This is a genomic window from Rhodococcus erythropolis R138 (genome assembly GCF_000696675.2).
Taxonomy (GTDB): domain Bacteria; phylum Actinomycetota; class Actinomycetes; order Mycobacteriales; family Mycobacteriaceae; genus Rhodococcus_F; species Rhodococcus_F erythropolis.
In genome coordinates, this window is record NZ_CP007257.1 from 336,346 (window position 1) to 361,292 (window position 24,947).

General features: G+C 60.8%; 20 protein-coding genes and 2 pseudogenes. 5 read left to right on the forward strand and 17 right to left on the reverse strand.

All coding sequences use genetic code 11. The features are described from left to right. Positions 1 to 56: 56 nt before the first annotated feature. The 7 genes from H351_RS30595 to H351_RS30625 form a co-directional block, all read right to left on the reverse strand. On the reverse strand, positions 57 to 2,297 hold the full coding sequence (locus H351_RS30595) for a glycoside hydrolase family 3 C-terminal domain-containing protein (protein WP_030003075.1): 2,241 nt from the start codon (positions 2,295 to 2,297) through the stop codon (positions 57 to 59). Beyond that, positions 2,294 to 4,792 (reverse strand): alpha-L-rhamnosidase, encoded by a 2,499-nt coding sequence (locus H351_RS30600; protein WP_030003074.1) that lies wholly within the window; start codon positions 4,790 to 4,792, stop codon positions 2,294 to 2,296. Before H351_RS30600 ends, H351_RS30595 begins: the two co-directional genes overlap by 4 nt. A gap of 16 nt (positions 4,793 to 4,808) precedes the next feature. Beyond that, the gene (locus tag H351_RS30605) at positions 4,809 to 6,146 is read right to left on the reverse strand and encodes an MFS transporter (RefSeq protein WP_081051263.1); all 1,338 of its coding nucleotides are present in this window, start codon (positions 6,144 to 6,146) and stop codon (positions 4,809 to 4,811) included. An 18-nt stretch (positions 6,147 to 6,164) separates the two neighbouring features. Continuing rightward, entirely contained in the window at positions 6,165 to 7,580 is a 1,416-nt protein-coding gene (locus tag H351_RS30610) for a rhamnulokinase (RefSeq protein WP_030003072.1), read from the reverse strand. 4 nt (positions 7,581 to 7,584) lie between these two features. Continuing rightward, positions 7,585 to 9,630, reverse strand: a complete 2,046-nt coding sequence (locus H351_RS30615) for a bifunctional rhamnulose-1-phosphate aldolase/short-chain dehydrogenase (RefSeq protein ID WP_030003071.1) — start codon at positions 9,628 to 9,630, stop codon at positions 7,585 to 7,587. A gap of 8 nt (positions 9,631 to 9,638) precedes the next feature. Next, positions 9,639 to 10,805: an L-rhamnose isomerase gene (rhaI, locus tag H351_RS30620; protein WP_030003070.1), complete on the reverse strand. Its 1,167-nt coding sequence runs from the start codon at positions 10,803 to 10,805 to the stop codon at positions 9,639 to 9,641. 124 nt (positions 10,806 to 10,929) lie between these two features. Then, entirely contained in the window at positions 10,930 to 11,931 is a 1,002-nt protein-coding gene (locus H351_RS30625; protein WP_030003069.1) for a LacI family DNA-binding transcriptional regulator, read from the reverse strand. Between the two features lie 360 nt (positions 11,932 to 12,291). Between H351_RS30625 and H351_RS30630 the strand changes: the two genes are divergently transcribed. Together H351_RS30630 and H351_RS33035 are read left to right on the forward strand one after the other, a co-directional pair. Beyond that, positions 12,292 to 12,516, forward strand: a complete 225-nt coding sequence (locus H351_RS30630; RefSeq protein ID WP_030003068.1) for a transposase — start codon at positions 12,292 to 12,294, stop codon at positions 12,514 to 12,516. 174 nt (positions 12,517 to 12,690) lie between these two features. Further along, the gene (locus H351_RS33035; RefSeq protein WP_158510667.1) at positions 12,691 to 13,053 is read left to right on the forward strand and encodes an IS3 family transposase; all 363 of its coding nucleotides are present in this window, start codon (positions 12,691 to 12,693) and stop codon (positions 13,051 to 13,053) included. Between the two features lie 105 nt (positions 13,054 to 13,158). Here the strand turns inward: H351_RS33035 and H351_RS33040 are convergent, their stop codons facing one another. The 3 genes from H351_RS33040 to H351_RS30645 form a co-directional block, all read right to left on the reverse strand. Further along, positions 13,159 to 13,317 carry an IS3 family transposase gene (locus tag H351_RS33040; protein WP_420876506.1) on the reverse strand — a complete coding sequence of 53 codons (159 nt, stop codon included), beginning with the start codon at positions 13,315 to 13,317 and terminating at the stop codon, positions 13,159 to 13,161. Further along, positions 13,314 to 13,922, reverse strand: coding sequence for an IS3 family transposase (locus H351_RS33085; RefSeq protein ID WP_158510668.1), 609 nt, complete (start codon positions 13,920 to 13,922; stop codon positions 13,314 to 13,316). Before H351_RS33085 ends, H351_RS33040 begins: the two co-directional genes overlap by 4 nt. Positions 13,923 to 14,028: 106 nt before the next feature. Beyond that, positions 14,029 to 14,958 (reverse strand): alpha/beta hydrolase, encoded by a 930-nt coding sequence (locus H351_RS30645; protein ID WP_030003067.1) that lies wholly within the window; start codon positions 14,956 to 14,958, stop codon positions 14,029 to 14,031. Positions 14,959 to 15,080: 122 nt separating this feature from the next. On the opposite strand from H351_RS30645, the gene H351_RS30650 reads away from it, so the two are divergent. Then, complete coding sequence (locus H351_RS30650) at positions 15,081 to 15,644, forward strand: TetR/AcrR family transcriptional regulator (protein WP_051636655.1); 564 nt, start codon at positions 15,081 to 15,083, stop codon at positions 15,642 to 15,644. Between the two features lie 805 nt (positions 15,645 to 16,449). Here the strand turns inward: H351_RS30650 and H351_RS33055 are convergent. The 5 genes and pseudogenes from H351_RS33055 to H351_RS30680 form a co-directional block, all read right to left on the reverse strand. Continuing rightward, positions 16,450 to 17,087: pseudogene (locus H351_RS33055) on the reverse strand (enoyl-CoA hydratase/isomerase family protein). After that, positions 17,050 to 17,463: a Clp protease/crotonase-like domain-containing protein gene (locus tag H351_RS30660; protein WP_030003065.1), complete on the reverse strand. Its 414-nt coding sequence runs from the start codon at positions 17,461 to 17,463 to the stop codon at positions 17,050 to 17,052. Before H351_RS30660 ends, H351_RS33055 begins: the two are co-directional and overlap by 38 nt. Positions 17,464 to 17,781: 318 nt before the next feature. Next, a pseudogene (locus H351_RS32835) lies at positions 17,782 to 18,456 on the reverse strand (SDR family NAD(P)-dependent oxidoreductase); the annotation flags it as partial. Continuing rightward, positions 18,375 to 19,310, reverse strand: a complete 936-nt coding sequence (locus tag H351_RS30675) for an alpha/beta hydrolase (RefSeq protein ID WP_030003064.1) — start codon at positions 19,308 to 19,310, stop codon at positions 18,375 to 18,377. The pseudogene H351_RS32835 and the gene H351_RS30675, both read right to left, overlap by 82 nt. A gap of 49 nt (positions 19,311 to 19,359) precedes the next feature. After that, positions 19,360 to 20,208, reverse strand: coding sequence for an MBL fold metallo-hydrolase (locus H351_RS30680; protein ID WP_030003063.1), 849 nt, complete (start codon positions 20,206 to 20,208; stop codon positions 19,360 to 19,362). 126 nt (positions 20,209 to 20,334) lie between these two features. Here H351_RS30680 and H351_RS30685 point away from each other — a divergent pair, with 126 nt between their 5' ends. After that, positions 20,335 to 21,063: a TetR/AcrR family transcriptional regulator gene (locus H351_RS30685; RefSeq protein WP_244891542.1), complete on the forward strand. Its 729-nt coding sequence runs from the start codon at positions 20,335 to 20,337 to the stop codon at positions 21,061 to 21,063. Between the two features lie 723 nt (positions 21,064 to 21,786). Beyond that, the gene (locus tag H351_RS31785) at positions 21,787 to 22,113 is read left to right on the forward strand and encodes a helix-turn-helix domain-containing protein (RefSeq protein ID WP_144440168.1); all 327 of its coding nucleotides are present in this window, start codon (positions 21,787 to 21,789) and stop codon (positions 22,111 to 22,113) included. A gap of 368 nt (positions 22,114 to 22,481) precedes the next feature. On the opposite strand, the gene H351_RS30690 is transcribed toward H351_RS31785, so the two are convergent. Together H351_RS30690 and H351_RS30695 are read right to left on the reverse strand one after the other, a co-directional pair. Then, positions 22,482 to 23,495, reverse strand: coding sequence for a hemolysin family protein (locus tag H351_RS30690; protein ID WP_030003060.1), 1,014 nt, complete (start codon positions 23,493 to 23,495; stop codon positions 22,482 to 22,484). Beyond that, positions 23,492 to 24,877: a hemolysin family protein gene (locus H351_RS30695; RefSeq protein ID WP_030003059.1), complete on the reverse strand. Its 1,386-nt coding sequence runs from the start codon at positions 24,875 to 24,877 to the stop codon at positions 23,492 to 23,494. The genes H351_RS30690 and H351_RS30695 overlap by 4 nt, the downstream gene beginning before the upstream one ends. Between the last annotated feature and the right edge of the window lie 70 nt (positions 24,878 to 24,947).

Consider the following 24,947-nt stretch of genomic DNA (forward strand, 5'->3'; position numbering starts at 1 on the left):
CCCGGTACACCAGCTGCCCGTCAACAATTCCTGAGGCTGGCGAACGTGGTGGTACCTCATGAGACCGCCTTCGAGGCCGCGCTGAGGGCGATCAGCTGTTCGAGATATTCAGCAGGGACCGCGCCATTTGTGAATGCAATGAACTGCTGCATGCGCATCGACCCGACCATCTTGAGCTGTTCGTCGTTCATCGCCGCCTGCTCTTCCGACATTCCGGCTGTCAACTTCCGCTCGATAAGCGGGCCGACAATGGGATGCCCGAACCAGCTGCTTACCGCCGATTCCATGGTCAGCGGACGTGTGAGCGTATCGCCGGCGAGAGTCACAGTCGCTTGGCGCAGCACCGTGGACGCGTCGGCACAGATCTGGATCGAGTAGGTACCTTTCGGCACAACCCAGCGTTCGAATTCGACATCCCAGTAGGCAAATGCACGGCGATCCAGCACCAGATGGACCGTCGCGCTCTCGCCCGGTTGGAGATGCACTTTCGCGAAGTTTTTCAGCTCACGTACAGGTCTCCGCACGGGGGGGTCCCCGCCACCCACGTAGAGTTGTACGACGTGTTTGCCTGCTCGTTTACCAACATTCGTGACCTCGACCTCGACCTCGACCCGTTCGTTTTCGCTGACCCTCACTTTTAGGGCATCGGTCGAGAAGGACGTGTAGCTCAGACCATGACCGAACGGGTAACGGACGGGAACATGCGCAGTCGTGTAGTAGCGATAGCCAACGAAGACACCTTCTCCGTAGCGGACGTGTAGCTGTTCTCCTGGGAAGTTAAGCCAGCTCGGGTTGTCCTCCAGCCGCAAAGGAATCGACTCGGCGAGATGACCCGAGGGATTAACGCGGCCGAAGAGGATGTCGGACAATGCAGATCCACCTGCCTGGCCGAGTAACCAGCCCTCGACGATGGCATCGACTTCGTCGTGCCACCCCTCAACTGACACGACACCGCCGTTGGAGAGCACCACCACTGTCTGTGGTGCGGTTGCCGCGACGGCTAGTATCAGCTCGATTTGATTCTTCGGGAGCGAAAGGCTCTCACGGTCAAAGCCTTCGGATTCCTCACGGTCCCCGAGCCCCGCGAATACGACCGCGATATCAGCGCGATCTGCGACCTGAACCGCTTCACCGAGTAGAGCTTTGGTGTCGCCGCGTGCATCCAAGCTGAAACCTCGTGCGTATTCCACGATCGCACCGGTGGTCTTGGACTGGTCGCGGATCGCATCGAGTGCGGCGTCGACGCGTGTCGGGTTGATATGCGAACTGCCTCCACCCTGGAATCGTGGTTCAGTGGCGAAGCCGCCGATGACGGCGATCTTGATATTTTCGGCCAAGGGTAGGGCGTTGTTGTCATTTTTCAGCAACACGACTGAGTCGGCGGCGAGCTCACGCGCGAGCATGTGGTGGCCTTCGACATCGAAATCTTCGGTCGCATCGTATGGCAGTTCCGCTAGCGCGAGGACGCGTTTGACGGCGGCGTCCACCAGACGTTCGTCAAGGGCCCCGGCGTGAACGGTGTCGACGATCTGCTGATCAGTGAATCCACCACTGCCCGGCATCTCCAAGTCCATACCGGCTGCGATCCCGGACACTCGATCGCTTACTGCTCCCCAGTCCGATACAACGGCGCCCTCGAAGCCCCAACCGGTTCGGAGTACGTCGGTGAGCAGCCACCGATTGTGGGATGCGTCGACGCCGTTCAGCTTGTTGTATGAGCACATCACTGTAGCTGGTTTCGATTCGGTGACTACGCGCTCGAACGCGGGGAAGTAGATTTCGCGCAGCGTGCGCTCGTCGACTTCCGCGCTGACACGCATGCGGTCTGTCTCCTGGTTGTTGGCGGCGAAGTGTTTGACCGACGCCCCTGGCCCTATTTCCTGAAGCGCGGTCACATGTGCTGCCCCCATCACGCCGGAAAGGTAAGGATCCTCGGAGTAGTACTCGAAGTTGCGGCCGCACAGCGGGCTGCGTTTGATGTTCACGCCGGGACCGAGGATCACCGAGACCCCGAATGCACGTCCCTCTCGGCCCACTGCGGCACCAACACGAGCGGCGAGCTCGGGGTCCCAGCTGCTTCCGACTGCAACAGCGGGTGGGAAACATGTCGACGGTAGGCTCGCGTTGATTCCGAGGTGATCGGCATCCTCGACTTGGCGGCGAACCCCGTGCGGGCCGTCGGTCAACGTAATGGATGGGATGCCGGCTGAGTCGATGTTCTTTGTCGTCCAAAAATCCCGGCCTGAGAGGAGCGATGCTTTCTGCTCGAGGGTGAGTTGTGAGATGTCGATGGTCATGACTGTGCTCCCAATGCTGACGCGGCTAAAGCTGCGCGAAGGTCTTCGGTGAGTTGTTCGGACGCGCCGGGAATGTACTCGAGCATCATTGCGAGCCCCATGGCTGCTGCTTCCGGAGCGGTGCCGTCGATGGGGATTCCGGGTAGGTGAGTCTCGAAGACGGCCGTCAGGAGTCGCCATGTGTGTGAGTCTTTTGCTAATTCTGCGAGCGGTGTGTCGAAGTCGAAGGCTGGACGCGACCCGTATGGCTCGGAGAGGCTGTACGACCAGTTGTGCTGACCTTCAGTGACGGTCTCGGTGTGGCAGTCAGGGTGGAGTGGAGGTACCACCTCGGCTGTGGTTCCAGGAGGGATGACGACCTCGAGCATGGCTTGAGTGTGCTCGATGGCCCAGGTGATCGTGATCTCTCCCATGCGAGTTCGGTGCCGCAATGTCGCGTGGGTCAGCCCTGCTCCTGGTTGCGGAGCGATGCGAATCGTTTGGTAGCCCGGGCTGGTGGAAGTGAGACCTCCGATGGTGCGGTGCATCCAGTCGACGACAGCGCCGAGCGCGTAGTGGTTCAGCGATGTCATGCCTGACGGGTTTATGGTGCCGTCTGGTCGGATCGAGTCCCACCGCTCCCAGATGGTGGTTGCTCCCATCGTTACGGGGTAAAGGAACGACGGGCATTGTTTCTCGGTGAGAATCATGTACGCCTTGTCGAGGTGCCCGGTGCTCGACAGTGCGTCAGCTACCAGCGGAGTGCCGGCGAATCCGGTGGAAATGCGGTACCCCGATCGGGCGACGAGATCGGCCAGACGCCCCCCTGCGGTCTTGCGTTGCTCGGGGGAGAGGAGGTCGAATACGATCGCAAGTGAATACGCGGTTGCTGTTTCACTTGCCACGCGCCCGGCCGGAGTGACGTACTCGTTCCGAAAGGCTTGCTGCACTCGGTTTGCGAGTTCGGTGAACTCCTCGATATCACTTGTGCGTCCCAATAGGTGGGCAGTGTCTGCCATCTGTCGAGTTGTCCGGCAGAAGTACGCTGCGGCGACAAGATGAGCATCGGTCTTACCACCCGCGGGGTTGTCTATCGGAGCGTCTGGATCTAGCCAGTCACCGTACTGGAATCCTTTGCCCCACAGTCCATTCTCGTCAAGCAGGTCGGCGACTTGGCGCACGAAAGTCGACATGGAGCCATAGGCGCGGACGAGAATATCGGCGTCGCCGTACTCCTCGTACAGTATCCACGGAAGGTTCACCGCGACATCGCTCCACAACGCTGTCGGGGAAGAAGGTGTGGCGAGTACGTCGGGTACAACCCAGGGAACGAAACCTTTCGTGAGTTGCTCGGCCGCAAGATCATCGAGCCAGGATCCGAGGATGCCCCGTACGTCGTAGAGGAAGGCCGCAGACGGAGCAAAGGCGTTGAGATCTCCAGTCCAGCCCAGGCGTTCGTCGCGCTGAGGGCAGTCGGTCGGCACACCGACGAAGTTGCCGCGCATCGACCACACGGCATTGGAGTGAAGCTGATTCAAGAGAGGATCGGAGGTTTCAAGCCATCCGGTGCGTTCCATATCGGTGTGCAGGACGATGGCGCGGAGCGAATCGGTGGACAGTTCACCAGGCCAGCCGTCGACTTCGACGTATCGGAAACCGTGGAAGGTGAAACGTGGCTCCCAGTCCTGTATTCCGCTCCCATCGAGGGTATAGCGGTCTGTCGCTTTGGCGGTACGTAGTGTCTCGGTGTCGATCTCTCCGCCGGTCATCACTTCGGCGTGGCGCAGGGTGATCGTCGTCCCTTTGTCACCCAAGACTCGGATTCTGATCCTCCCCGTGATGTTCTGTCCGAAGTCGGCCACGGTTTTGCCGGATGGAGTGGTAAAGATCGCTAGAGGCTTGAGTTCGCTGATTCTCCGGATCGGAGGATACGTGGGCTCGAAGAGGGCATCAGTGGGCCATTCGAGGCTCTCCACACTCGACCATGACGAGTCGTCGTATCCATTCCGGTCCCACCCGGCTGGTTCCAAACGTGCGTCGTGTTCTTCGCCGTCGTAGATGCTGCTGACTTGGATGGCGCCTCTATTCGCTCGAAAATCCGAGTCGCTGGTGATTATCTCGGTTCGATCTGCGTACTCGAGGAGGAGTTCGAGGAACAGTGCCACCCGATCGGCGTAGTGGTTGCGACGGTTGTCCCAACCCAGACGCCCGAGCGCCCAGCCTTCGGCAACTATCGCGCCGACCGTGTTCTGGCCGATGGTCAACTTATCTGTCACATCGAAACTGGTCACTGCGAGGCGGTTTCGGTACGAAGTCCACCCCGGGGTGAGAATCTCGTTTCCGACTGTAGCGCCGTTGAGATGTGTTTCGACGACTCCAAGGGCTGTGACTCTCAGAGTGGCAGTTCGGGGGGGATCCGTGAGATAGAAATCGCGACGGAGGTACGCGGGGGGGTCGCCCTCTCGTCCGGTGGGAAACGACGGGGTAATGAAAGTAGCTCGAGCGGGATCGACCACAGTTTTTCCTTAGTTGTCAACGGACAGAACGGATACGCAACACAACAAGTCCGGCAAGCAGGACGAGTGCGCCGGCAAGAAGGTAAAGCAGCATGTAGTTTTTCTCGCCTGCTTCAGTCATACCGACAGCGAGCAGCGCGGGAGCGACAAGGGGGGCCACTGCTTGGGGGATGGCGATTGCAAAGTTTGCGATGCTCATGAAGCGGCCCGCGTCGGTGTCACGCTCGGGTAATACGTCGAGCAGTAGAGCCTGATCGACCGCGGAAAACATGCCGATACCGACTGAGACAACCAATGACCCGAGGATCAGTCCTGGCAGCTCACTAGACGCAGTCATGATAATTGCGCCGGCAGCGAAGAACACGCCTGCAAGAAGTACGAAGACGCGACGCATTTTGAGTCGATCGGAAAAGAACCCACCCCCTATCGCACCTGCAGTTGTCGCGACTATTCCGAGGATTGAGACGCTTGCAATCACGCTTGTCACCTCGGTCACGGATAATCCAAGTTTGTATGCGAAGAAGAACGACGCAAATGTGGTGTTGAGGGTCAGGCCGAAGTAAAAGAGGAAGCGGCTGAGCCAGACCAAGGAATAGTCCGGGTGTTGCACGGGATTAAACACGAACTTCTTGAGCAACACAGTCGGAGTCAGGTGGTCGGTGAACTCTGCGTCACGGGTGTCGGCCTCGTGTACGAGGCATACGAAGAGGAGGACGAGTACAAGTCCGAGGACACCTGGAACAACGAAGAGCAACAGCGCGTTTCCTGAAAAGATGCCAGCCATCGTGACGCCTAGGACGGGAGCAATCTGCGTGGCGAAGCCTGCGAGTCCTGCTACGCGGCCGCGTTGCTCCTCCGGGAGTCGATCAGCGGTCGAGAACTGGAGATTGACGAGAACCTGCCCCCACCCTAGCTGTGCGAGGACCCAGCCCATGCCGAGAATGGCGACGCTGGGCGCCAGCGCCATTACGAACAGCGAAAGAAGGCCAACGAGGAGGCCGACGATCATGTACGGACGACGGCGCCCAATCCTGCTTTTCGTGCGGTCTGACGCTATCCCGAGGAACGGTCCGGTGATCAGTGCTGTTGTTGCCCCGATACCTGTGATGTATCCGAGGTATTCCTCATGGCCGGGGGCAAGGATGGAGACTCGGATCGATAGCGAGATCGCCAGGGGCGTAATGAACGCGACGAACACGCCGAACTGAGCGAGGGTGACGAGGTAGATGTACCGTCTAGACACCTTCTGCCGACGAGCCGGTCGGTGCGCTGCGACGACTACCGCCGCGAGCGGGGGGGATTGGTCGGTACGAGTCCCTGCGACAGCAGGACCGACCGAATCTTCAGGTTTCATTCGGGACTCCGATGTGCGTTATAGGCGTGGTTCGTACCGTTGGATTAGTTGGGTGTGCGCGATCGTCTGACGGATCTCCTCCAGCGACGACGGTGCTGCTCCGCGAGAACGAGCTTGTACCAGGATGTTTCCCAGCGCCGTTGCCTCGACGGGCCCAGCAGTGACAGGGAGACCTGATTCGTCGGCGGTGAGCTGGCAGAGCAGCGAATTCTGCGAGCCCCCGCCGATGATTGCAATCGTCTCGACTTTCGCTCCGGCGAGTTCTCCGGCTGTGTGCACAGTGTGTCGGTACGCGCTTGCCAGTGAGTCGAGAATGCAGCGAGTCACCTCGGCCGGCGTTGCCGACGTCGACAGCCCCGCGGCGTCGCTGATCCGTGCAGGCATGTCGCCCGGCGCGATGAACTTCACGTCGTCGACGTCGATTCGTTTCGTTGACGGACCCACCCCTCTCGCTTCTTCGAGCAGTTGGTGCAGCTCCAACTGCCTACCCTCTCGAGCCCACGATCGTAGGGACTCCTGAAGCAGCCACAGCCCGCCGACGTTGCGCAGGAATCGCGTTCGCCCGTCCACGCCTCGTTCGTTCGTGAAATTAGCGCGGCGTGCGTCTTCGGTGACTACCGGGCGTGCGAGTTCGAGACCAGCCAACGACCAGGTGCCGCTCGAAATGTACGCGAATCGCGTGCCGGAGACGGGAACCGCGACCACTGCGGATGCAGTGTCGTGCGAGCCGACGGTCGTCACGACCGTGGACGGTGAAAGTCCGGTGAACCGAACAACTTCGGGCCGAATCGTGCCTCGTTGCGAACCTGGTTGGTCGAGTGTCGGGAAAAGCTTCTCTGAAATACCGAGATTCTCGAACAACTCCGTTGCCCACCGGCCGGTGTGCACGTCGAGTAGACCGGTTGTCGATGCGTTCGTCGATTCGGTACGAAGTTCTCCGGTGAGCCAGTACGCCAACAAGTCGGGTATGAGCACGATGTGTGCTGCTCGCCCCCAGTCGGGCGATCGCTGTTCGGCGGCAAGTTGGTAGACGGTGTTGAACGGTAGGAACTGCAACCCGTTGACGGTGTACATCGCCTGCGGATCCACGCGTGCGTGCACATCGTCGATCACGGCGTCAGTTCGGTTGTCGCGGTAAGAAATCGGTTCGGACAGCAAGTTTCCGTTCGCGTCGAGTAGGCCGTAGTCGACAGCCCAGGTGTCGATTCCGATCGACTCGACGCTCGGAAAGGATGCAGCGAGAGCGCGCAGACCGGCGAGCACCTCACCGTAGAGATCAGTGAGGCTCCAGCGTAGGTGCCTGTCCACCGCGCTCGCGCCGTTGGCGAAACGATGAACGACGTGCAGTGTAGTAGTGCCTGCGTCGATCACGCCGGCGATCACTCGACCACTCGAAGCCCCTATGTCGACCGCTGCGAAGATTCTGGCCGTCACCGGTCTACCGGAGAAACGCGGCAGCGACGCCGGCATCGACCGGGATGTGCAATCCGGTGGTGTGACTGAACTCGTCTGATGTGATCATCGCGGCGGCGTTGGCGACGTGTTCCGGAAGGACTTCACGCTTGAGAAGGGTTCGCTGCGCGTAGAACTCACCCAGCTTCTCCTCGTCGACTCCGTAGACAGCAGCTCGCTTGGCGCCCCAGCCGCCGGCGAAGATTCCGGATCCACGCACAACTCCGTCGGGATTGATGCCGTTGACTTTGATGCCGTGCTCGCCGAGTTCGGCAGCGAGCAAGCGAACCTGGTGGGCCTGATCGGCTTTGACCGCGCTGTACGCGATGTTGTTCGGCCCGGCGAACACCGAGTTCTTCGACGAAATATAGACGATGTCGCCGCCGAGGCCCTGATCGATCATCGCCTTCGCCCCGGCCTGCGCCACGAGAAAGCTGCCTTTGGCCATCACGTCGTGCTGCAGATCCCAATCCTGCTCGGTGGTGTCGAGAAGTGGTTTCGAAATCGACAGTCCGGCATTGTTCACCAGTAGATCCAGGCCACCGAAGGCCAGGAGTGCAGCGTCCACGGCAGCGTGAACTTGGGCGCTGTCGGTGACGTCGGCCTGCACGCCGATCGCGACGTCCGTGTTGCCGATAGCCTCCGCAGCAGCTCTGGCCTTCTCTCCGTCGAGATCGGCGATCACCACGCATGCGCCCTGGGCTGCCAGACGAGTCGCAATCGCTCGTCCGATTCCACTCGCAGCACCTGTCACCAACGCGATGCGGGAGGCATGCGAACGTGGTGCCGGCATCCGTTGAAGCTTCGCCTCTTCCAACGCCCAGTACTCGATCCGGAACTTCTCGCTCTCGTCGATAGGCGCGTAGGTGGACACGGACTCGGCACCCCGCATGACGTTGACGGCGTTGGTGTAGAACTCACCGGCGACGCGTGCAGTTTGTTTGTCCTTGCCGTAGGAGAACATTCCGACGCCGGGAACGAGAATGATCGCCGGGTCGGCTCCGCGGACGGGAGGAGTATCTGCGGTCGCATGGCGGTTGTAGTAGGCCAGATAATCCTTGCGATATGCCTCGTGGAGCTCGGTCAGACGGGCGATGTACTGGTCGATCGTCGCCGAAGTCGGGAGCTCGAGAACGAGCGGCTTGACCTTGGTCCGCAGGAAGTGATCAGGGCATGAGGTTCCCAATTCTGCAAGTGGTGCAAGCTTTTCGGAGGCAAGGAATTCGAGTACGACGTCGGCATCACTGAAGTGCCCGACCATGGGCCGGTCGCGGGATGCGATCCTTCTCAGATGCGGGGCGAGAGCGGCGGCCCGCGCGCGCCTTTCGTCGACGGGCAGCGGTGTGAAACCGTCGACCGTTTCGCCGAACGGTGTGGCTGATCCGTTCTCGTCCAGATACCGCTGAGCGGTCTCGATGATCCACCGAGAATTGGCTTCGGCTTCATCGCTGGATGCACCCCACGCGGTGATTCCGTGACCGCCGAGGATGGTGCCTACCGCCTCAGGATGCGTCTTGTGTATCTCGGCGATGTCGAGTCCCAATTGAAAGCCCGGTCGGCGCCACGGAATCCACACGACTTTCTCTCCGAAGACGTTCTTGGTCAGTTGTTCCCCGTCGGCGGCGGTGGCAATGGCGATTCCGGAATCCGGATGTAGATGATCGACGTGGGCGGCACCGACGAGACCGTGCATCGCGGTGTCGATCGACGGCGCGGCGCCGCCCTTCCCGTGCAAGCAGTAGTCGAAGGCGGCGACCATCTCGTCTTCGTGGTCGACGCCGCGATAGACGTCGACAAGAGACCGCATCCGGTCCAACCGGAGTGTTGCCAAACCGTTTTCGGTCAGTGTACCGAGATCTCCACCGGACCCTTTCACCCACAGGAGTTCGACAGTATCGCCGGTGACGGGATCCGTGACGTGGCCCTTGGCCGAGGTGTTTCCACCTGCGTAGTTCGTGTTCCTCGGATCCGATCCGAGCCTGTTCGAACGGGCAAGCAGTTGCGCGACAGTGGTGTTCGTCGATTCAGTCATAGCGAGATTCAGGCTCCCCAACCGGCTTGGATTCCACCCGTCCGGGTGGAGTTGATGTGGTCTGCATATCCGCTCTCGCGGTATGCCTGCATGGGTTCGGCGGGAAGACCGCGAGATACGCGCCAATCTGCCAGGTCCGAACGGACGTCGGTGTAGAAGGCATCCATGAAGATCTCGTGTGCGCCGAGCACGTCACCGAGTTTCTCCGCCTCGGTGAGGGCGGCACGGTCGACGAGCAAGGCCCGGGTGGTCATCTCCTGGACGTTGAGGACCGAGCGTATCTGTCCGGGGATCTTTTCCTCGACGTTGTGGCACTGATCGAGCATGAATGCGACTTCGCTGTCGGGCCCGTATCCACCACCACGAATGACCTCGAACATGATGCGGAACAACTGAAATGGATCTGCAGCGCCGACGATCAGGTCGTCGTCCGCATAGAATCGCGAATTGAAATCGAAGGAGCCGAGACGGCCGAGGCGCAGTAACTGAGCAACGATGAATTCGATGTTGGTACCAGGTGCATGGTGTCCGGTGTCGAGGCAGACGAAAGCGCGCTCGCCGAGGGCGACGCTGTGAGCGTACGAGGTGCCCCAGTCCGGGACGTCGGTGGCGTAGAAGGCGGGTTCGAAGAACTTGTATTCGAGCACAAGTCGCTGATGCTCGGACAAACGGTCGTAGACCTGGCGTAGCGAATCGGCAAGTCGGTCCTGCCGATCACGCAGGTCGCCCTGCCCGGGATAGTTGGTGCCGTCCGGTAGCCAGATCTTCAAGTCGCGACTGCCGATGACATCCATGATGTCGATGCACTGATGCATGTGTGCGATTGCCTTCGCACGTACTCGTTCGTCGACATGTGTGAGGCTGCCGAACTTGTAGTCGTCATCCTGAAATGTGTTGGTATTGACGGTTCCCAGTCGCACTCCGAGGTTGGCAGCGTGGGTGCCCAACTTGTCGAAGTCGTCGACGAGATCCCACGGAATGTGCAGAGCGACCGACGGTGCCAGTCCGGTCAGTTCGTGAACCTTGGCCGCGTCGGCGAGTTTTTCGTAGGGATCCCGAGGCGCGCCGGCGGAACCGAACACTTTGAATCGAGTTCCGGAGTTACCGAACGCCCACGAAGGTAATTCGATGGACTGGTCCGCGAGCGCTTCCGAGATTTCACTGAATGTAGGCATGCCGCTCCACTGAATCGAGAATGTTTGAATCGATTCAAATTATGTGATGGGCTCCACAACTGTCAACCCCAGTGCGTCTGAGTAGGGAGTAGTCGCTCGGAGGTGCGGCTGTAGTAAGCCCGTGTCAGTTCGTAGATCGTGACGAGCGACGGACGACTAGTTCGGGAGAGAAAAGTACCTGCTCATGGGCGTGTTCGGGGTCCTCGACCTCGCGAAAGAGGAGATTGGCCGCGGTCTCGCCCAAGAGTTTGCGTGGCTGGCGTACCGAGGTGAGTGGCACCGCTGCTGCTGCCGCGAACTCGATGTCGTCGTAGCCGACGATGGCCAGATCGTCCGGCACTCGAACTCCGAGGGCGACACATTGCTGAAGCAATCCGAGCGCCAACAGGTCGTTGGCGCAGAACACCGCAGTCGGGCGGTTCTTCGCGCTGAGGCCGAGAATGCGCTCGCCTGCCCCGATTCCCTCTGAGACTGTCAGCCCGGCGGTGTCGATTTCGATCAGGTGATCGGGTGAGAGCCCGGCTTCCGCAACGGCATTGAGTGCGCCCTCCCGTCGATCGCGGATCTGTCCGATCGAAGGCGGTCCGCCGACGAATGCGATGCTGGTATGGCCCATTTCGAGCAAATGCTCGACGGCCAGCCCGCCGCCCTCGACGTCGTCGACCGTCACCGAGCAGTGAGTCGGGCGTGCCCGACGTCGATCGACGATGACAACACGCGTTCCGCGCTTGGGTAACTCGTCGAGAATCGCGGCCTCCGGGTCCATCGGCGTGATGAGTACCCCTTGAACTCGTTGTTGTTCCAACCGGTTCAGGTAAGTCAGTTCTCGTTCGGCTCGGTTGTTGCTGTTGCAGAGGAATACCGACAAGTCATGGGCCTCGGCAGCTTCCTCGATGCCTTTGGCGACGTCGGTGAAGAAGGGGTTGGCGCCGTCGAGCATGACGTACGCAAGCGTATTGCTGTGTCCCGCGCGTAGCTGACGTGCAGATTCGTTACGGACGAAGCCGAGTTCGGACATGGCTGCCTGCACCCGGGACCTAGTTTTGGCGCTGACCATTTCCGGACGGTTGAGGACATTGGAGACCGTGCCCATGGAGACGCCTGCCGCCGCAGCGACATCGCGCATGCCGATGACCTGGTTCGAAGAGGACCGACCGTCGTGCACTGTCACCAAGACTCCTGTTGAAACGATCAATATCTAGGCCAATTTGCCGAGTTTACAAGGCAGGTGGTTCGGTTAAGGCTAGCGGGAGGTGTAAGAACGACCGGGCTGGAAACTCCATGCGGATACCCCGGACATATATCGCTTGCCCCGCGAACCGGGCAGTAGTGCCATTGGCGAGGTCTGATGGTCACCGCCACTCCACCTGTGCAGGTTTACTTTCAGGATCTCGATCTCAATCGACACACGTTGACATTGACCTGATCCAAGATTTCTTACCCATTTCGGCATGAAGATCTATCCTCGCTGAAAAGGCTTCGTTTCATGCCGCGGCCGTATCCGCCGGAGTTCCGATTCCGGGCCGTAACTCTCGCCCGTGCCGGCAAACCGATCACCACTGCCGCTACCGAGCTCGGCATCAGCGCCGCCGCGCTCTATGAGTGGGCGCGTCACGATCAAGTCGACCGGGGCGAACGGCCCGGTCTCACGACAACAGAATCGGTGCAGTTGTCGAAGGCGAACAAGCGCATTCGGCAACTCGAAACCTAGGTCGAAATCCTCCGCGACATTGTGCGGGCAGAATCGCCGGGCCCCACAGAGTCTTACCCGGTGATCGACTCCCTGGTCGCCGCCGGGCACCCGGTAACGGTCTGCTGCCGACTTCTCGGCGTCAGCGACCCCGGCTACTACATGTACTAGTCCCGGCCGATGTCACCGACGTGGATGCGCCGTCAGGGGCTCACTGGTTTGATACGCGAAGTCCACACCGCTTCGCGTCAGACCTACGGGTCTCGACGTGTGCATGCGGAGCTCACGCGCGGTATGGACATCGTGGTCAGTGAGAACCTTGTCGCCGTACTCATGAGGATCGCCGGCATCGTCGGATTGCCTGGTCCTGCGAAGGTCGAGCGGTTGAAGGGCGTCGCGACGGCCGACGATCTCGTGCGCCGAAGGTTTCATCGTCCTTCACCAAATAAGTTGTGGGTCAATGATATTACGGAACATCGAACTCGTGAAGTAAAAGTCTACTGCTGTGCGGCGAAAGGACGCGTTCAGTCGGGAGGTCGTCGGTTGGTCGATCGATAACGGATAACTGTCAGGATTCGATTGTGGTTGTGAACGCCTTGGATATGGGGATCAAGAATCGCAAACTGATGTGCCCTAAGTTTCGTGGAGCCGCCATATTTGACTTCAGGCTACGGATTGACGTGTGAAGTGTACGTTCTCGAACTCGATCGGTGTCAGCATCCCGAGGGCACTGTGCTGGCGCTGCCGGTCGTGGAAGATCTTGAGGTACTCGAACATCCCATTGTCCAGTGCGATCCGCGTTTTCCATCGTTTCCGGCTCAAGAGTTCGGTTGCATTCTGCCTGAAAATGATTCGATCACCGCATTGTCATAACAATCACCGATCGATCCCATTGACGGGATCAGGCCCGAGTCGTGGGCTCGGCGGGTGAACGCCCAGGACGTGAACTGAACTCCGTGGTCGGAGCGGGCGTTTGACCCCGGTTCGAAATAGCCATTCCCAGAGCGTTCGTTACCAACGTCGCCGTCTGAGAACTGTCGATCGACCAGCCAACGACCCGCCTCGAAAACGTATCCAAGTAAACAGCGCGATAGGCTTTTCCTTCGCGCGCTCGGGTGTTCCGTAATATCGGTGACCCACAGCTCGTTCGGCTCCTCACGCGTGAATTTACGGTCTACGAGGTCGCTCGCGGTCGAGGTCTTTTGCTTGGAACGCGCACGCTTGATTCCCGGAAGTCCTTTCACACCAGCAGCTCTCATCAATGACTCAATACAGCCGTGCCCTACAGCGATACCATGGCCGAGGGTGAGTTCAGCGTAGACCGGGCGGGCACCGTAGGTGTCGTGCGATGCGGCGTGAACCTCGGTGACAGCTGCATCAACCAGGCATGTCGTAGCGAGCGTTCCGAGGGTGGGTGATTGTGCCACTCGTAGAAACCGGCCCTCCAACACTGCTAGAACGCGGTACGTCGTCTGGACCTAAGTGGTCGATGCCTCCTCAGTAATTAGGTTTCTTGATGATGCATCGTGGGCATCAGGGTGTGAGAGGTACCGCTGTCTTGAGGAAGGCGAGTTGCTCGTCGATCACGAGCGGGAACATCGGTTCGACGTAGGGGTCGAAGTGGCCGCCGTGATGTATGTGGACGGTGGCGTGAGGGATTTTCGATGCGGTTTTCCGGGCAACCGAAGCTGGGGTGACGGCGTCGTCGTCCATGATCTGAACGAGTGTGGGGCATGTGATCGCGCCTGCGGTGCGGGCGGGGGAGTAGAGGCCGATTTTGAGGAGGATTCGTGCGGCTACGGTCTCGGGGTAGTCGCCCTCGCGCAGTTTGGAGGCAGTAAGGAGTCGGTCGCGTCCGTCCATCGCGTCGGGTGATGTCATCACTGCCGTGGCTCCGGGCCTTCCTACCGAATTGATGTAGTGCGGTGGTCGTTTCAGTAGGGCCCGTGTTTGGTCGACAAGAGCAGATGGCAGGACGCGTAGCGTGTTGCGCAGGCCGGTTGCGCGCACCGCCGCAGGACCGCTCACGTGTGGGACTTGCGCGATGACGGCAGCGAAGTCCTCGCCGGTTCCTGCCAAGGTGAGGACGTGGCCGCCCGCGAACGACGTGCCCCAGCCGACGATGCGCTGTTTGTCTACACCGTTCAACGATCGGGCGTAGGCAATGGCGTTGCGGTAGTCCTGGTGCTGTTTGGCGATATCGAGAAGCTGCCGCGGCTCGCCATCGCTGTCGCCGAAGTGTCGGTAGTCGAAGACGAGGACCGTGTAGCCGGCGCGGGCAAAGGCGTCTGCATATGTGTAGAGCCGGAAGGCGCGGGGGGTGCCGAAGCCGTGAGCCATGACCACGGCAGGTGTGTCGGTCGTGGCTGTAGACGGACGAAACACCGCTACTGCGCAGCGCACGCCCTCGGAATCGAACCATTCGTCGCTGCGGGTGTACTTGGCGTTGTCGCTGATAGGCATGGTGCGTCTTTCGTGTCGGCGTGATGCAGGTCGTGCGGCAACAGCGCAGGGCAGCATCCTTGATTACCGTTCAAGGCGAAGTTAGCAGTGTCTTGAACGTCAATCAAGCTAAAGTTTTGCGTGTGCCCCGGAACCGCGCGCCCGTCGACCGAACCGAGAAGCGGACTGAGATCGTTGCTGCCGCGACGTCGTTGTTCGTCGAAGTCGGCTACGACAACACGCCGATGAGCAAGATCGCGGCCGCGGCCGGGGTGACTGCGAACACCATCTATTGGTATTTTCGAGACAAGGACGAGCTGCTCATCGGCGTGCTCGACACTGTTCACGCCGAGACCCTCATCCGCTTTGCCGCCTTGGGCGAGTTGCCGCTCGGGGACCGCCTTCTCTGGGCGGTTCAGGAGCTCACCACATACCGGCGACTGGTCGACACGGTTCATGTGCGTAAGGCTCAAACTCCTGAAATAGATATCTGGCATAACGGTTTCCATTCGACATGGGAAGGGTGGATCGCGTCCAATCTCGCCTTGCTGGGTGTCTCCGATGTCGATGTCGAAGCGATGACCCGCGTGATCGTGTTCGTCATCGAAAGCATGGTCACTCATCCGAATACGGAGCTCGAGAACCGGACAATTGTCGGTGTCCTTCTGCGCATGATCGATCCGCCGCGAGATGCGCGACGGGTATGACGCTGATAGGCCAGAGGGGTACGTGGTCCGCCCTCGGCTCTCGATAGGAAAAACGTGCATCGTCCAGAAGCATGATGGACGTGGCATCACCTTCCGTTCCCCCACAGTGGGCTCGGGGCCACCCCCACCGTAGGCGCTTTCGCGGCGGTGGACAGAAATATAGGCGCAGCCGTTTTTGGGGTTTCCGCTACCCGTTGAGGTTCAGGTGGAGACGAAAATGCAGGCGACGTGCGTAACTGACTGCGGCGCAAATAAATGCGGATAGAATTTTGATGCCCGCGAGAGATTCCCGGCATCGAGCGTGGGGCGTGACCAGCCAGACACAGATCATGCTCACCGACTGGGGCAGTCAGGCCCGAAATGACTGCCGCCGCACACAGTGTTCCGGAAGTAGAACGAATAGATGTCGGTGTCGCGTGGTCTGCGCGCCCCACCGAGGCCTGGTATGAACGTGCGAGTCGGACAGTGCGTGTCGGGACTGGTGAGGTTCGGCGCAGATCACGTGTCCGTCGAGAAGGTGGCGGGGCGCATTCCACGAGCTACGACTACACCTGGAAGTCAATAACGAGATCGTCGGACCAGGGTCTTTCGAAGGCTTCTCTGACCGGAACACGGGTCGATTTCGCTAACGGTGTTTCGGACGCAGTATGCGGTCGTCTGCTCGGAGCCCAAAAGAGGTGACACCTGCGCGACGTTTGCCACCAAATTGTAATGGCTGAGCATCACGTCCTTGGGGTGTGCGGCGATCCGCGAGCTGTAAGGCAGCACCGCCAGATATTGGCGCGTTGGTTGTGTGGATTGCCGTCTACGAAACTGCGTCAGTGATTCGGCCCTGTTGAACATCTAGGCCGACCTGATCCACTCGGGCCCCTTCCACCCAAGGTCCCGGTTCCGCGATCAGCGGTGAATCGCCCAGGCGCTCGATGTCTTCGCGCATCGCACCCAACGTGGCGACGATCGTACGGGCCGAACCTGCTGCGAAGAAGCCTGCCTGTTCGTAGTCCAGGCCTCGGGAAATTCTTCGGTCGGTTGCGAAGTAGATCGATCGTTTGATTGCTTGGACCACGACCGGGGCCCGGCGTGCAAGACGTGCGGCGGTGGACTGCGCCTCGCCGACAAGCTTTTCCTCGGGGACGATTCGGTGCACGACCCCCAACTCGAGGGCTTCCTCGGGTGAGACCCCCGTCCTTCGAGTATGTGCTCGAGGGCCTTGGCCGTACCGATCATCCGCGGCAACCTCTGCGTTCCACCTCCGCCCGGGATCAGGTGCGCTGTCGCTTCGACCTGGCCGAGCCGGATTTCCGGCGAATCTGACACGTACCGGATGTCGCACGCCAGCGCGAGTTCGTGCCCGCCGCCCAGAGTGGGGCCGTTGATGGCTGCGATGTACAGGTCGACGAACGATTCATCCGAAGAATGGTTCGCTTCCAGCGGACAGACCACAGCACGCCGATTCCCAGCTCCCCCCGCGCCGATCGACCAATGCTTCCATGCCGGGGAGGCGGAGGAGGCCCCCTAGCACGCGCACCAGATATTCCAGGACCCCGATCGGTAGTTCAGGCTTGGAACTTTCGATCATTCCTCCGATAGCGAACGGGTCTGCGTGAGTGAGAAACCGACGTTCCGTGTCGCCGGTGAGCACGACTGCACCCACCGTGGGATCGTGGTCGACGGCGCGGGTCAGGCGGTCGAGGTCGGCGATGAGGTCCGGTGTCGCGAAGTCCAAGGGCGGGGTCGAGGTGCGGACGGTGAGAACTCTGTCGTGCTGGCGGGTTCGGAGGGTCGCCAGATCGAGTTCGTTCGCGTTCTTCTCACTCATGGTTGCTCCTGAGGACGGTGGTGTCGTGGTTGATGGTGGTGTTGTGGTTGATGGTGGGAGCATTCCGGGCCAGTGCGATCGTCATTGCCTGGCCTATTGCGTTGCCTTTGTAGGCGCGGTACTCGATGAGTGGACGGAAGAGGCCAGGCGCCTTCGCCACCGGGTACAGTTTTCGCGGCGTGATCACATGCGCGTCACGCCGACGAAGCCCGCGCGTGATGTCCTCCACCACTTCGTCGAGTTTGGCGAATTCCCACACTCCCGAGAAGTTGTTGGTGAGCCTGACCATGGCCGCATCGACCAGCAACGGCTCGGTCATGGGTGTTCGGATGAACGGCGGGTGAGCACTTCCCACCGTGATTCCCCGAGGCCCGAGTTCAAGACGGAGCGTGTTACACAGCGCCCAGATTGCTGCTTTGCTCGGGGAGTATGCGCTCATGAACGGAACGGGGACGAATGCGGCCAGGGACGAGATCGCCATCAGGTGACCTTTGGTTTCGTCGACGTAGGGAGCCCGGCCTTAAATGTGCGCCATATGCCGTGCAGATTGATGTCGATGGTGTTCTCCCAATCGTCGGCTCGCGCTGTCTCGAATGGATCGACGCCCGAGCTGACTGCCGCACCGGCGATCACCGCGTTGATGGGCCCGAGTTGGGCGCGGGACTTCTGGAGAGCCCTCTCCAGGCTTCGTTGATCCCGCACATCGATTCCGTATCCGACCACGCAGCCGTTCCGCCCGAGGCGCCGAGCTTGCTCGGCCGTTCGCTCGGGGTCGAGATCGAGGCAGGCCACTTTGGTTCCCCGCTTCACCAGCGCGGTGGCCAGGGCGTCGCCGATTCCACCGGTCGAACCTGTGATGGCGACAGTAGCAGTTGCTAGGTTCAGTTTTCGCTTACGCATGAGTGGTCGCCCTAAACGTTTCCGCTCAGGGAAGCCAGCGGCAGGTGATCCTGCAGAAATGCCACCTGGTCGGCGACAACTTTGTCGAACCATGGGCTCACGTAGATGTCGAAGTGGCCGGTCTCGTAGCGCCGTATTTCTGCTCGAGGCGCCTTTTCGGCCCATGCGATCGTGGCGTCTGCGGGAGTTACGCTGTCCTGCTCGCAGATTGCGAAGAAAATTGGCTGACTGACGTCTTTCGCCCGTCGGCCAGGGGCTCGTTTCATGATACGAGGGAGAATGCGAGCGCCCACATTGACAGAAACGTAAGGTTCGCCGATGGCGGTGTACATTGCTTCGACTCCCGGCATGGCGTCCGGTGTCGTCATCAATGCTGCCTGGCCCTTCGATCCGGCAGTCGCGACTCGCACCGGTGTGGTACCCGTTCGTTCTGCGATGAGGTCGAGTGCGACTCGCGGCATGATCTTGGCGAGGGCGATGAGGTCGATCTTCGCTCCGGTGGCGCGGCCGTCCGTGAACGGACACTGCGCGATGGCGGCGGCGATTCGGGGGTCGTCCGCGGCTGTCTCGATGACATGGCCGCCCCCGAGGGACGTGCCCCATACTGCGATTGCGTCCGCATCCACTCCCGGAAGTGACCGGGCGAATCCGACCGCGGAGCGCCAGTCTTCGAGCTGCTTGTCGAAGTCGACGATCTCACGCGGCTCACCGCTGCTGTCGCCGAAGTGGCGGTAGTCGAAAACCAGGCATGCATAGCCGGCGGCGTGGAAGCGTTCCGCGAACGGGCGGAGCCCTACGCGCTTGACACCGCCCAGCCCGTGCGCCATCACGACCAGTGGAACCGGCTTGCTCTCCGAAGCCCCATCCGGCATGAACAGCCATGCCCCGCAGAACTCGCCCCCTGACCCGAACTTGATCTCTTGGAACGCTTCGAGTTTGTCGATCATCGTTGATCCTCCTGACTGGGTTGAAGCAGAATGTGTCGACCGGCGCCCGTCAACTGGTCGGGGTTCCCTTGGCCTCCATTGCCGTCGCGGCCGAATAGTGGAGGGTGGCCGGATTGATACGGTTCGGAAAACGCTCGGACATCGTTGCGATCACCTCATTGGCATCCTTCGCCGACTCGTAGCTTTCAATGAACGCTGCGATGTACTGGCGAGTGCCGTTCAGGATCGACGCGACATCGTTGTCGGGTAGGTGGGGCTGCTTGTGGCCGGCGACCACGATCCTCGGGTTGAGTGCTTCGATCTTGTCGATGCTGCTGATCCATCTAGGCCAATCTGCAGGCGTCGATGTTCCCAGCATCTGATGGACACCGTTGTAGAGCACGTCGCCGGCTACGACCGCGTCGAGCGAAGGCACGTGCAAGACCGTGCTGTGCTTGCAGTCACCTTGGCCCAGGTCGATCGCGTGGAGCTCGTGCCCGTCGAGCACGATGGGACCGATCAACGCCTCGGGTAGTGCGCTGGGATCGACGACTTTGCCCGGCATCCACGCCTCTGCTGTCGCCTTGTCCTGCTCGACGACCTGGTGCACGGCGTCCACGACGGCTGGCATCGCGACGCCGCGAGCGGTCGGAAATCGTTCGAGCAACTTTCCCAGGCCGAAGTAGTGATCGAAGTGGGCGTGAGTGATGAAGATGGTGGTGAGGGTTTTTCCGGTGGCTGCAATGACATCCGCAAGCGCGTCGACGTCGTCTTTGGCGTAGAGGGTATCGACCAGGACTGCCTCCGTCGGTCCAATGATGATTGTTGCTGTCGTGGGCGAGAAAGTTCCACCGAAAGACAGTTCGATCGACTCTGTGACGTAGACCTCTAGCTCAAGGCCGAACTTCTGGGCAGGCACTGTGGCTTCTCCTAAAACTGTCGAGGAAGATGCGCGAAAAAATGGTTATGACGATTGGCATAACGACGCACCTGCAGTTATAACAGTCGTCATAGCGAGTCGTCAATCCCTTCCAGTTAGGGATGGATGCGTGGGTATTCGCCGCCCTTCGACGGGCCGAAGGACATGAGACGGGTGGGCTATTATGACGATGGTCATGACGGAAGCATCGATAGCGAGGCGAGCGTGGAACGAGGCACCCGTGTGCAGGCTTCAGGTGCGCGCGCGAAGATGGTGAAGGGCGCTGCTGACATGCTCAGCCGCCGCGGGCTGAACGCCACGACTGTGCGTGAGCTGGCGAAGCACATCGGCACGCCACTCGGCTCGACATACCATTACTTTCCTGGTGGGAAAGAACAGCTGGTGAGTGAAGCCGTGAAATGGGCGGGCGACGAACTCGCGCGATCGCTGACCGAGTACCTGAAGATGGGCCCGGTAGCCGGCCTTGAAGCCTTCCTCCTCATGTGGCAAGTCGCGGTCGCGGACAGCGACTTTCAGGCAGGGTGTCCGGTCGCTGCTGCCTCTGTGGAGTTCGACGAGAGCACTCCGGGCAGGGGCGCAGCCACCGTGGCCGCCGAAGTCTTCGCTTCATGGGAACGACTGCTGGCCGAGTCTCTGACAAGGGATGCTGGAGTGGAGGTCGAAACCGCGCGACAGCTGGCTACCTTCGTTGTCGCCACGATCGAGGGGGCCGTGATGCTTTGCCGAGCCAATCGGAGCATCGGCCCACTCACGGACTCGTCTGTGCAACTCCTTCGAATGATACGTCTCGCGATTGAAACTTCGGCACTACCTACAGAGACTTCGGCATCCTGAACATCGTGCTCCGATAGCCTTCTCTGAGGGTCGTCGATGCCAATCGTCACGCATGATTGCGATGCTGATGCCACTTGGAGTTCGGTGTCTTCGCAGCACCGTCCGAGTCGAATTACGAGGCCGCGTGATCATGTCAGTGCACCGTTTGGCGGACGACCTTCTGGAGGAATTCCACTGACCCGATCTGGATCCGACGCGACGCGGAAGGACGCCGACTTTGGGCGGGGCTCAGACCGTCGGCGACGCGCGAGCTGCCGCGGCCTTCGTTCGAATGGACGTGCACCTGTCCTTGCTGACCGGTGCTGAACGTGTGCACTGTGGACACTCCGACGGAAGGAGATCACCGTCACCGGCATCAACTACGGTCGAGATGGTGCAATCCTGGTCGGCGTCCGGGGTCGCTGGCCGCACATCCCCGCTTCCAGGGAATACGGCTACGGGCGTGTCCGAACATGTATTCGACCGCGCGGACACCTCGACGTCTCGGGTTCTCTGCGGCGGACCTCGTAACTCGCACAGACGACAACGAGTTGCCTCAGGCGGTTCCACCTCCGGCTAGCGGTAAGGGCCACCAACGGACCACGAAGGGCGGAGTGCGGACACCCCACCGTCAGGCAAGAAAGCCGCCCGACCGCTGGCTCCCGGAGGAGCTCCGTGTCTTGTACTACTGCGCGGTCGAACGCGTAGTGGTGCACCTGGAGGGGCTCGGACAGCTGCACGAGAATGATCCACAATATTTCGGACAACGAACGAGTAGGAACTTTGGTGCATGGCCAGAAAGGTGCCGTTCCGTCGCGCCGGATCGGCGCAGGACGAGACAACGAACGGGAAGAGCGGGAATGGTTGCTCACCCCAAGGCAAGTCGCGGCCCTCTTTCATATCAACCCCAAAACGGTTGCGCGCCGGGCACAGACAGGAAAAATCGACTTCATTACCACTCCGGGTGGGCACCGCCGCTACCGTCGCAACGAAATCCATTCCCTCGTGAGCGCTCTCAGTGTTCCAGTGCTTGCGTGTTCAGATGTCGACGCTGTCAACGAAACGCGCTGATGTCTTCTGCGCCTGTATAGGGCGCGTCGATGACCCTTGAGTGTCGGCGCTGCGGGGAGCCTGATCCCCCGCCGTGACACCTCTGCACGTAGGACGCGACGGATCGCCGCGGACAAGCTCACCTTCGACGTAGACGACGATCCAGACATTCGGTGGTTCCCAGTCAAGTGTTCCCGGTTTGATCGCCCTTCCCAGTCGTCACTTCACGTTGACGTCCGTGGAGCACGTGCCGGCCTGCGCGGGGAACGCATGCCCGGCATGAAGGTATGGAGGGTTCAGTTTACCTGTGCTGGATTGGATTTGATCTTACGTGGGTTCGAGCAAACTGCGTGTGCCCCTCGCGAACTGGGCGTGGGGCGGGGCTGGTGTCAGTTCGCTGGTTCAGGGCGGGGGAACAGTCGTGAGAGAACATCGGAGAGGGTGATGATGCCGACCGTCGTTCGTTCGTCGGTGACCACGGCCAGGTGATTGCGACTTTCCCGCATCGCCGCGAGTGCGAGGTGGACGGGGGTGTCGGACGCAAGGGTGAATGCCGGTCGCATGATGGATTCGGCGTGGGTGTGGTCGGGTTGGAGCAGGGTGTCGCGGACGTGCACGATCCCAAGGGGAACACCGTTGTCGCGAACGAGGATTCGTAGGTGTCCCGATTGTTTCGAGATCGCCCGCACCTGGTCCATGGTCGCGGAGCTGGTTACGGAGGTCGGAGCTTTGCTGCTCCGAAGCAGATCGCGGACGGTCAAGGTCTGCATGTCGAGGGCGCCGGAAAGTTGCGCGGAGTATCCGGCGTCGAGGGCTCCGACGTTGGTGGAGTGTTCGACCAGGTGCCGCAAGGCGTCGGGGTCCTGGCCGCTGCCGACGTGATCGACCGGTTGCACACCGACTTTGACGAGGAACCAGTTGGCCATCGAGTTCAGCGATTGCAGTAGAGGTCGGGTGAGCCACATGAATCCGCGCATCGGGATGGCGAGCAGTGTGGCTGATTTCTCGGGGTGGGCGATCGCCCAGGATTTCGGTGCCATTTCGCCGACGACCAGATGCAGGAAAGTCACGATGATCAATGCGAGAACGAAACCGGCGACGTCCGCGATCCAGAGCGGCATGCCCCAACTCGAGAAGGCAGGGGTGAGCCAGTGATGGACAGCGGGTTTGGTGATTGCACCGAGCGCGAGGGTACATACGGTGATGCCGAGTTGGGAGCCGGCGAGGAGCACGGTCAGTTCGGAGGCGCTGCGTAGAGCGGCTCGGGCGGAGCGGCTGTTGGGGGCGGCATCTTCGAGGCGGTGCCGTTTGGCGGAGATGAGGGCGAATTCGACGGCGACGAAGAAGGCACTCAGGGCTATGAGAGCGACGGTGACGGCGATGACGATCCAGGGGTTGCTCATCGGTTCTCCTCCGCGGTTTCAGTCCCGGCCACTGCGGTTGGGTCGAGGCGTAGTCGTAGTGAGGCGGGGACGTGCCGCTCGACGGACAGGACATCGATGACCAGTGAATATCGAGGTTGTTCGTCGTCGGAAATCAGGTCGGCAGGATCAGGTGGCAGTTCGACGCGGATCCGGGCTCCCTCGGGTGGGAGCTCGCCGTGATGGGCGATGGTGAAGCCGGCGATCGTCTCGTAGTCACCACCCGGGAGGTCGTGTCCGATGGTGCGTTCGACCTCGTCGAGGTGCATGCCACCGTTGACGGTCCAGGATCCGTCTTCGCCGGGGAGTTCGAGTGGGAGGTCAGGGTCGTGTTCGTCGGTGATTTCGCCGACGAGTTCTTCGGCGATGTCTTCGAGGGTGATGACACCGGCGAAGCCGCCGTATTCGTCTATGACGCAGGCAAGTTGGTTTCTGCTGTCGGTGAGTTCGGCCAGGGCCTTCGGCAAGGGAAGTGTGGTCGGGAGGATCAGGGCGGGGCGGGTGAGTGTGCGCGCGGTCAGATCAGTGGTCGGCGTCAGGTCGAGAACATCTTGGAGGTGGATGACACCGACTATGTCCTCGGAATCTTCCCCCACGACGGGATATCTGGAGTGCCCTCGCCCCATGAGGGTGAGGATGTGGTCGAGGGAGTCGTCGGCGTGGACGGTGTCGACATGGGTGCGAGGGATCATCGCATGCTCCACTGGGCGCGTGGGGAAATCGAGAATGCGATCGAGCATCGTCGACAATTCGGCCGGCAGAGTCCCGGTTTCGCGGGACTCGGCGACGATGTGCTCGAGGTCGCGGGCAGAGGCGGAGTGCTCGACGTCGTGCACCGGCTCGATCTTGAGTGCGCGGAGCAGCAGGTTCGATGCTTGGTCGAAGATCCAGATCAGCCAGCCGAAGAGTTTCAGGTAGAGGGTGGTCGAGCGGGCCAGCCACCGGGCCACAGGTTCGGGACGTGCGATGGCGAGGTTCTTCGGGAACAGCTCACCGAAGAGCATCTGGACCAGGGTCGAGAACAGCAGCGCCAGCACGGCACCGATGCCCAACCCCACGGCGGTGGGGATGCCGATGCCGCCGAAGATCGTTCCCAGCGACTGACCGATGAGAGGTTCGGCAACGTAACCGACCAGCAGACCGGTGACGGTGATGCCCAGTTGAGCTCCGGAGAGCATGAACGAGGTGCGGCGGGTCACCGCAAGAGCCCGCTTTGCACCAGAATCGCCCGTCTGGGCGAGAGAATTGAGCCGGGATCGGTCCACGGCCATGTAGGCGAACTCCTGGGCAACGAAGTAGCCGGTGACTGCGGTGATCAACAGAACGACCAGGACGCCCAGCAAGAGTGTCAGGGCGATCATCATGAGCCGGACACCTCGCCATCACATGCGGTGACGTAGTGGGGTGTGTCCGGCCTGGGTCTGTGACTGTCCA

Bases quoted from the DNA above. Each gene is read 5' to 3' on its own strand.
- H351_RS30595 (WP_030003075.1), bottom strand. From the start codon at position 2,297: ATGACCATCGACATCTCACAACTCACCCTCGAGCAGAAAGCATCGCTC.
- H351_RS30605 (WP_081051263.1), bottom strand. From the start codon at position 6,146: ATGAAACCTGAAGATTCGGTCGGTCCTGCTGTCGCAGGGACTCGTACC.
- H351_RS30615 (WP_030003071.1), bottom strand. From the start codon at position 9,630: ATGACTGAATCGACGAACACCACTGTCGCGCAACTGCTTGCCCGTTCG.
- rhaI (WP_030003070.1), bottom strand. From the start codon at position 10,805: ATGCCTACATTCAGTGAAATCTCGGAAGCGCTCGCGGACCAGTCCATC.
- H351_RS30625 (WP_030003069.1), bottom strand. From the start codon at position 11,931: ATGCGCGATGTCGCTGCGGCGGCAGGCGTCTCCATGGGCACGGTCTCC.
- H351_RS30630 (WP_030003068.1), top strand. From the start codon at position 12,292: ATGCCGCGGCCGTATCCGCCGGAGTTCCGATTCCGGGCCGTAACTCTC.
- H351_RS33035 (WP_158510667.1), top strand. From the start codon at position 12,691: ATGCGCCGTCAGGGGCTCACTGGTTTGATACGCGAAGTCCACACCGCT.
- H351_RS30645 (WP_030003067.1), bottom strand. From the start codon at position 14,958: ATGCCTATCAGCGACAACGCCAAGTACACCCGCAGCGACGAATGGTTC.
- H351_RS30660 (WP_030003065.1), bottom strand. From the start codon at position 17,463: ATGAGTGAGAAGAACGCGAACGAACTCGATCTGGCGACCCTCCGAACC.
- H351_RS30675 (WP_030003064.1), bottom strand. From the start codon at position 19,310: ATGATCGACAAACTCGAAGCGTTCCAAGAGATCAAGTTCGGGTCAGGG.
- H351_RS30685 (WP_244891542.1), top strand. From the start codon at position 20,335: ATGCGTGGGTATTCGCCGCCCTTCGACGGGCCGAAGGACATGAGACGG.
- H351_RS31785 (WP_144440168.1), top strand. From the start codon at position 21,787: ATGATCCACAATATTTCGGACAACGAACGAGTAGGAACTTTGGTGCAT.
- H351_RS30690 (WP_030003060.1), bottom strand. From the start codon at position 23,495: ATGAGCAACCCCTGGATCGTCATCGCCGTCACCGTCGCTCTCATAGCC.
- H351_RS30695 (WP_030003059.1), bottom strand. From the start codon at position 24,877: ATGATGATCGCCCTGACACTCTTGCTGGGCGTCCTGGTCGTTCTGTTG.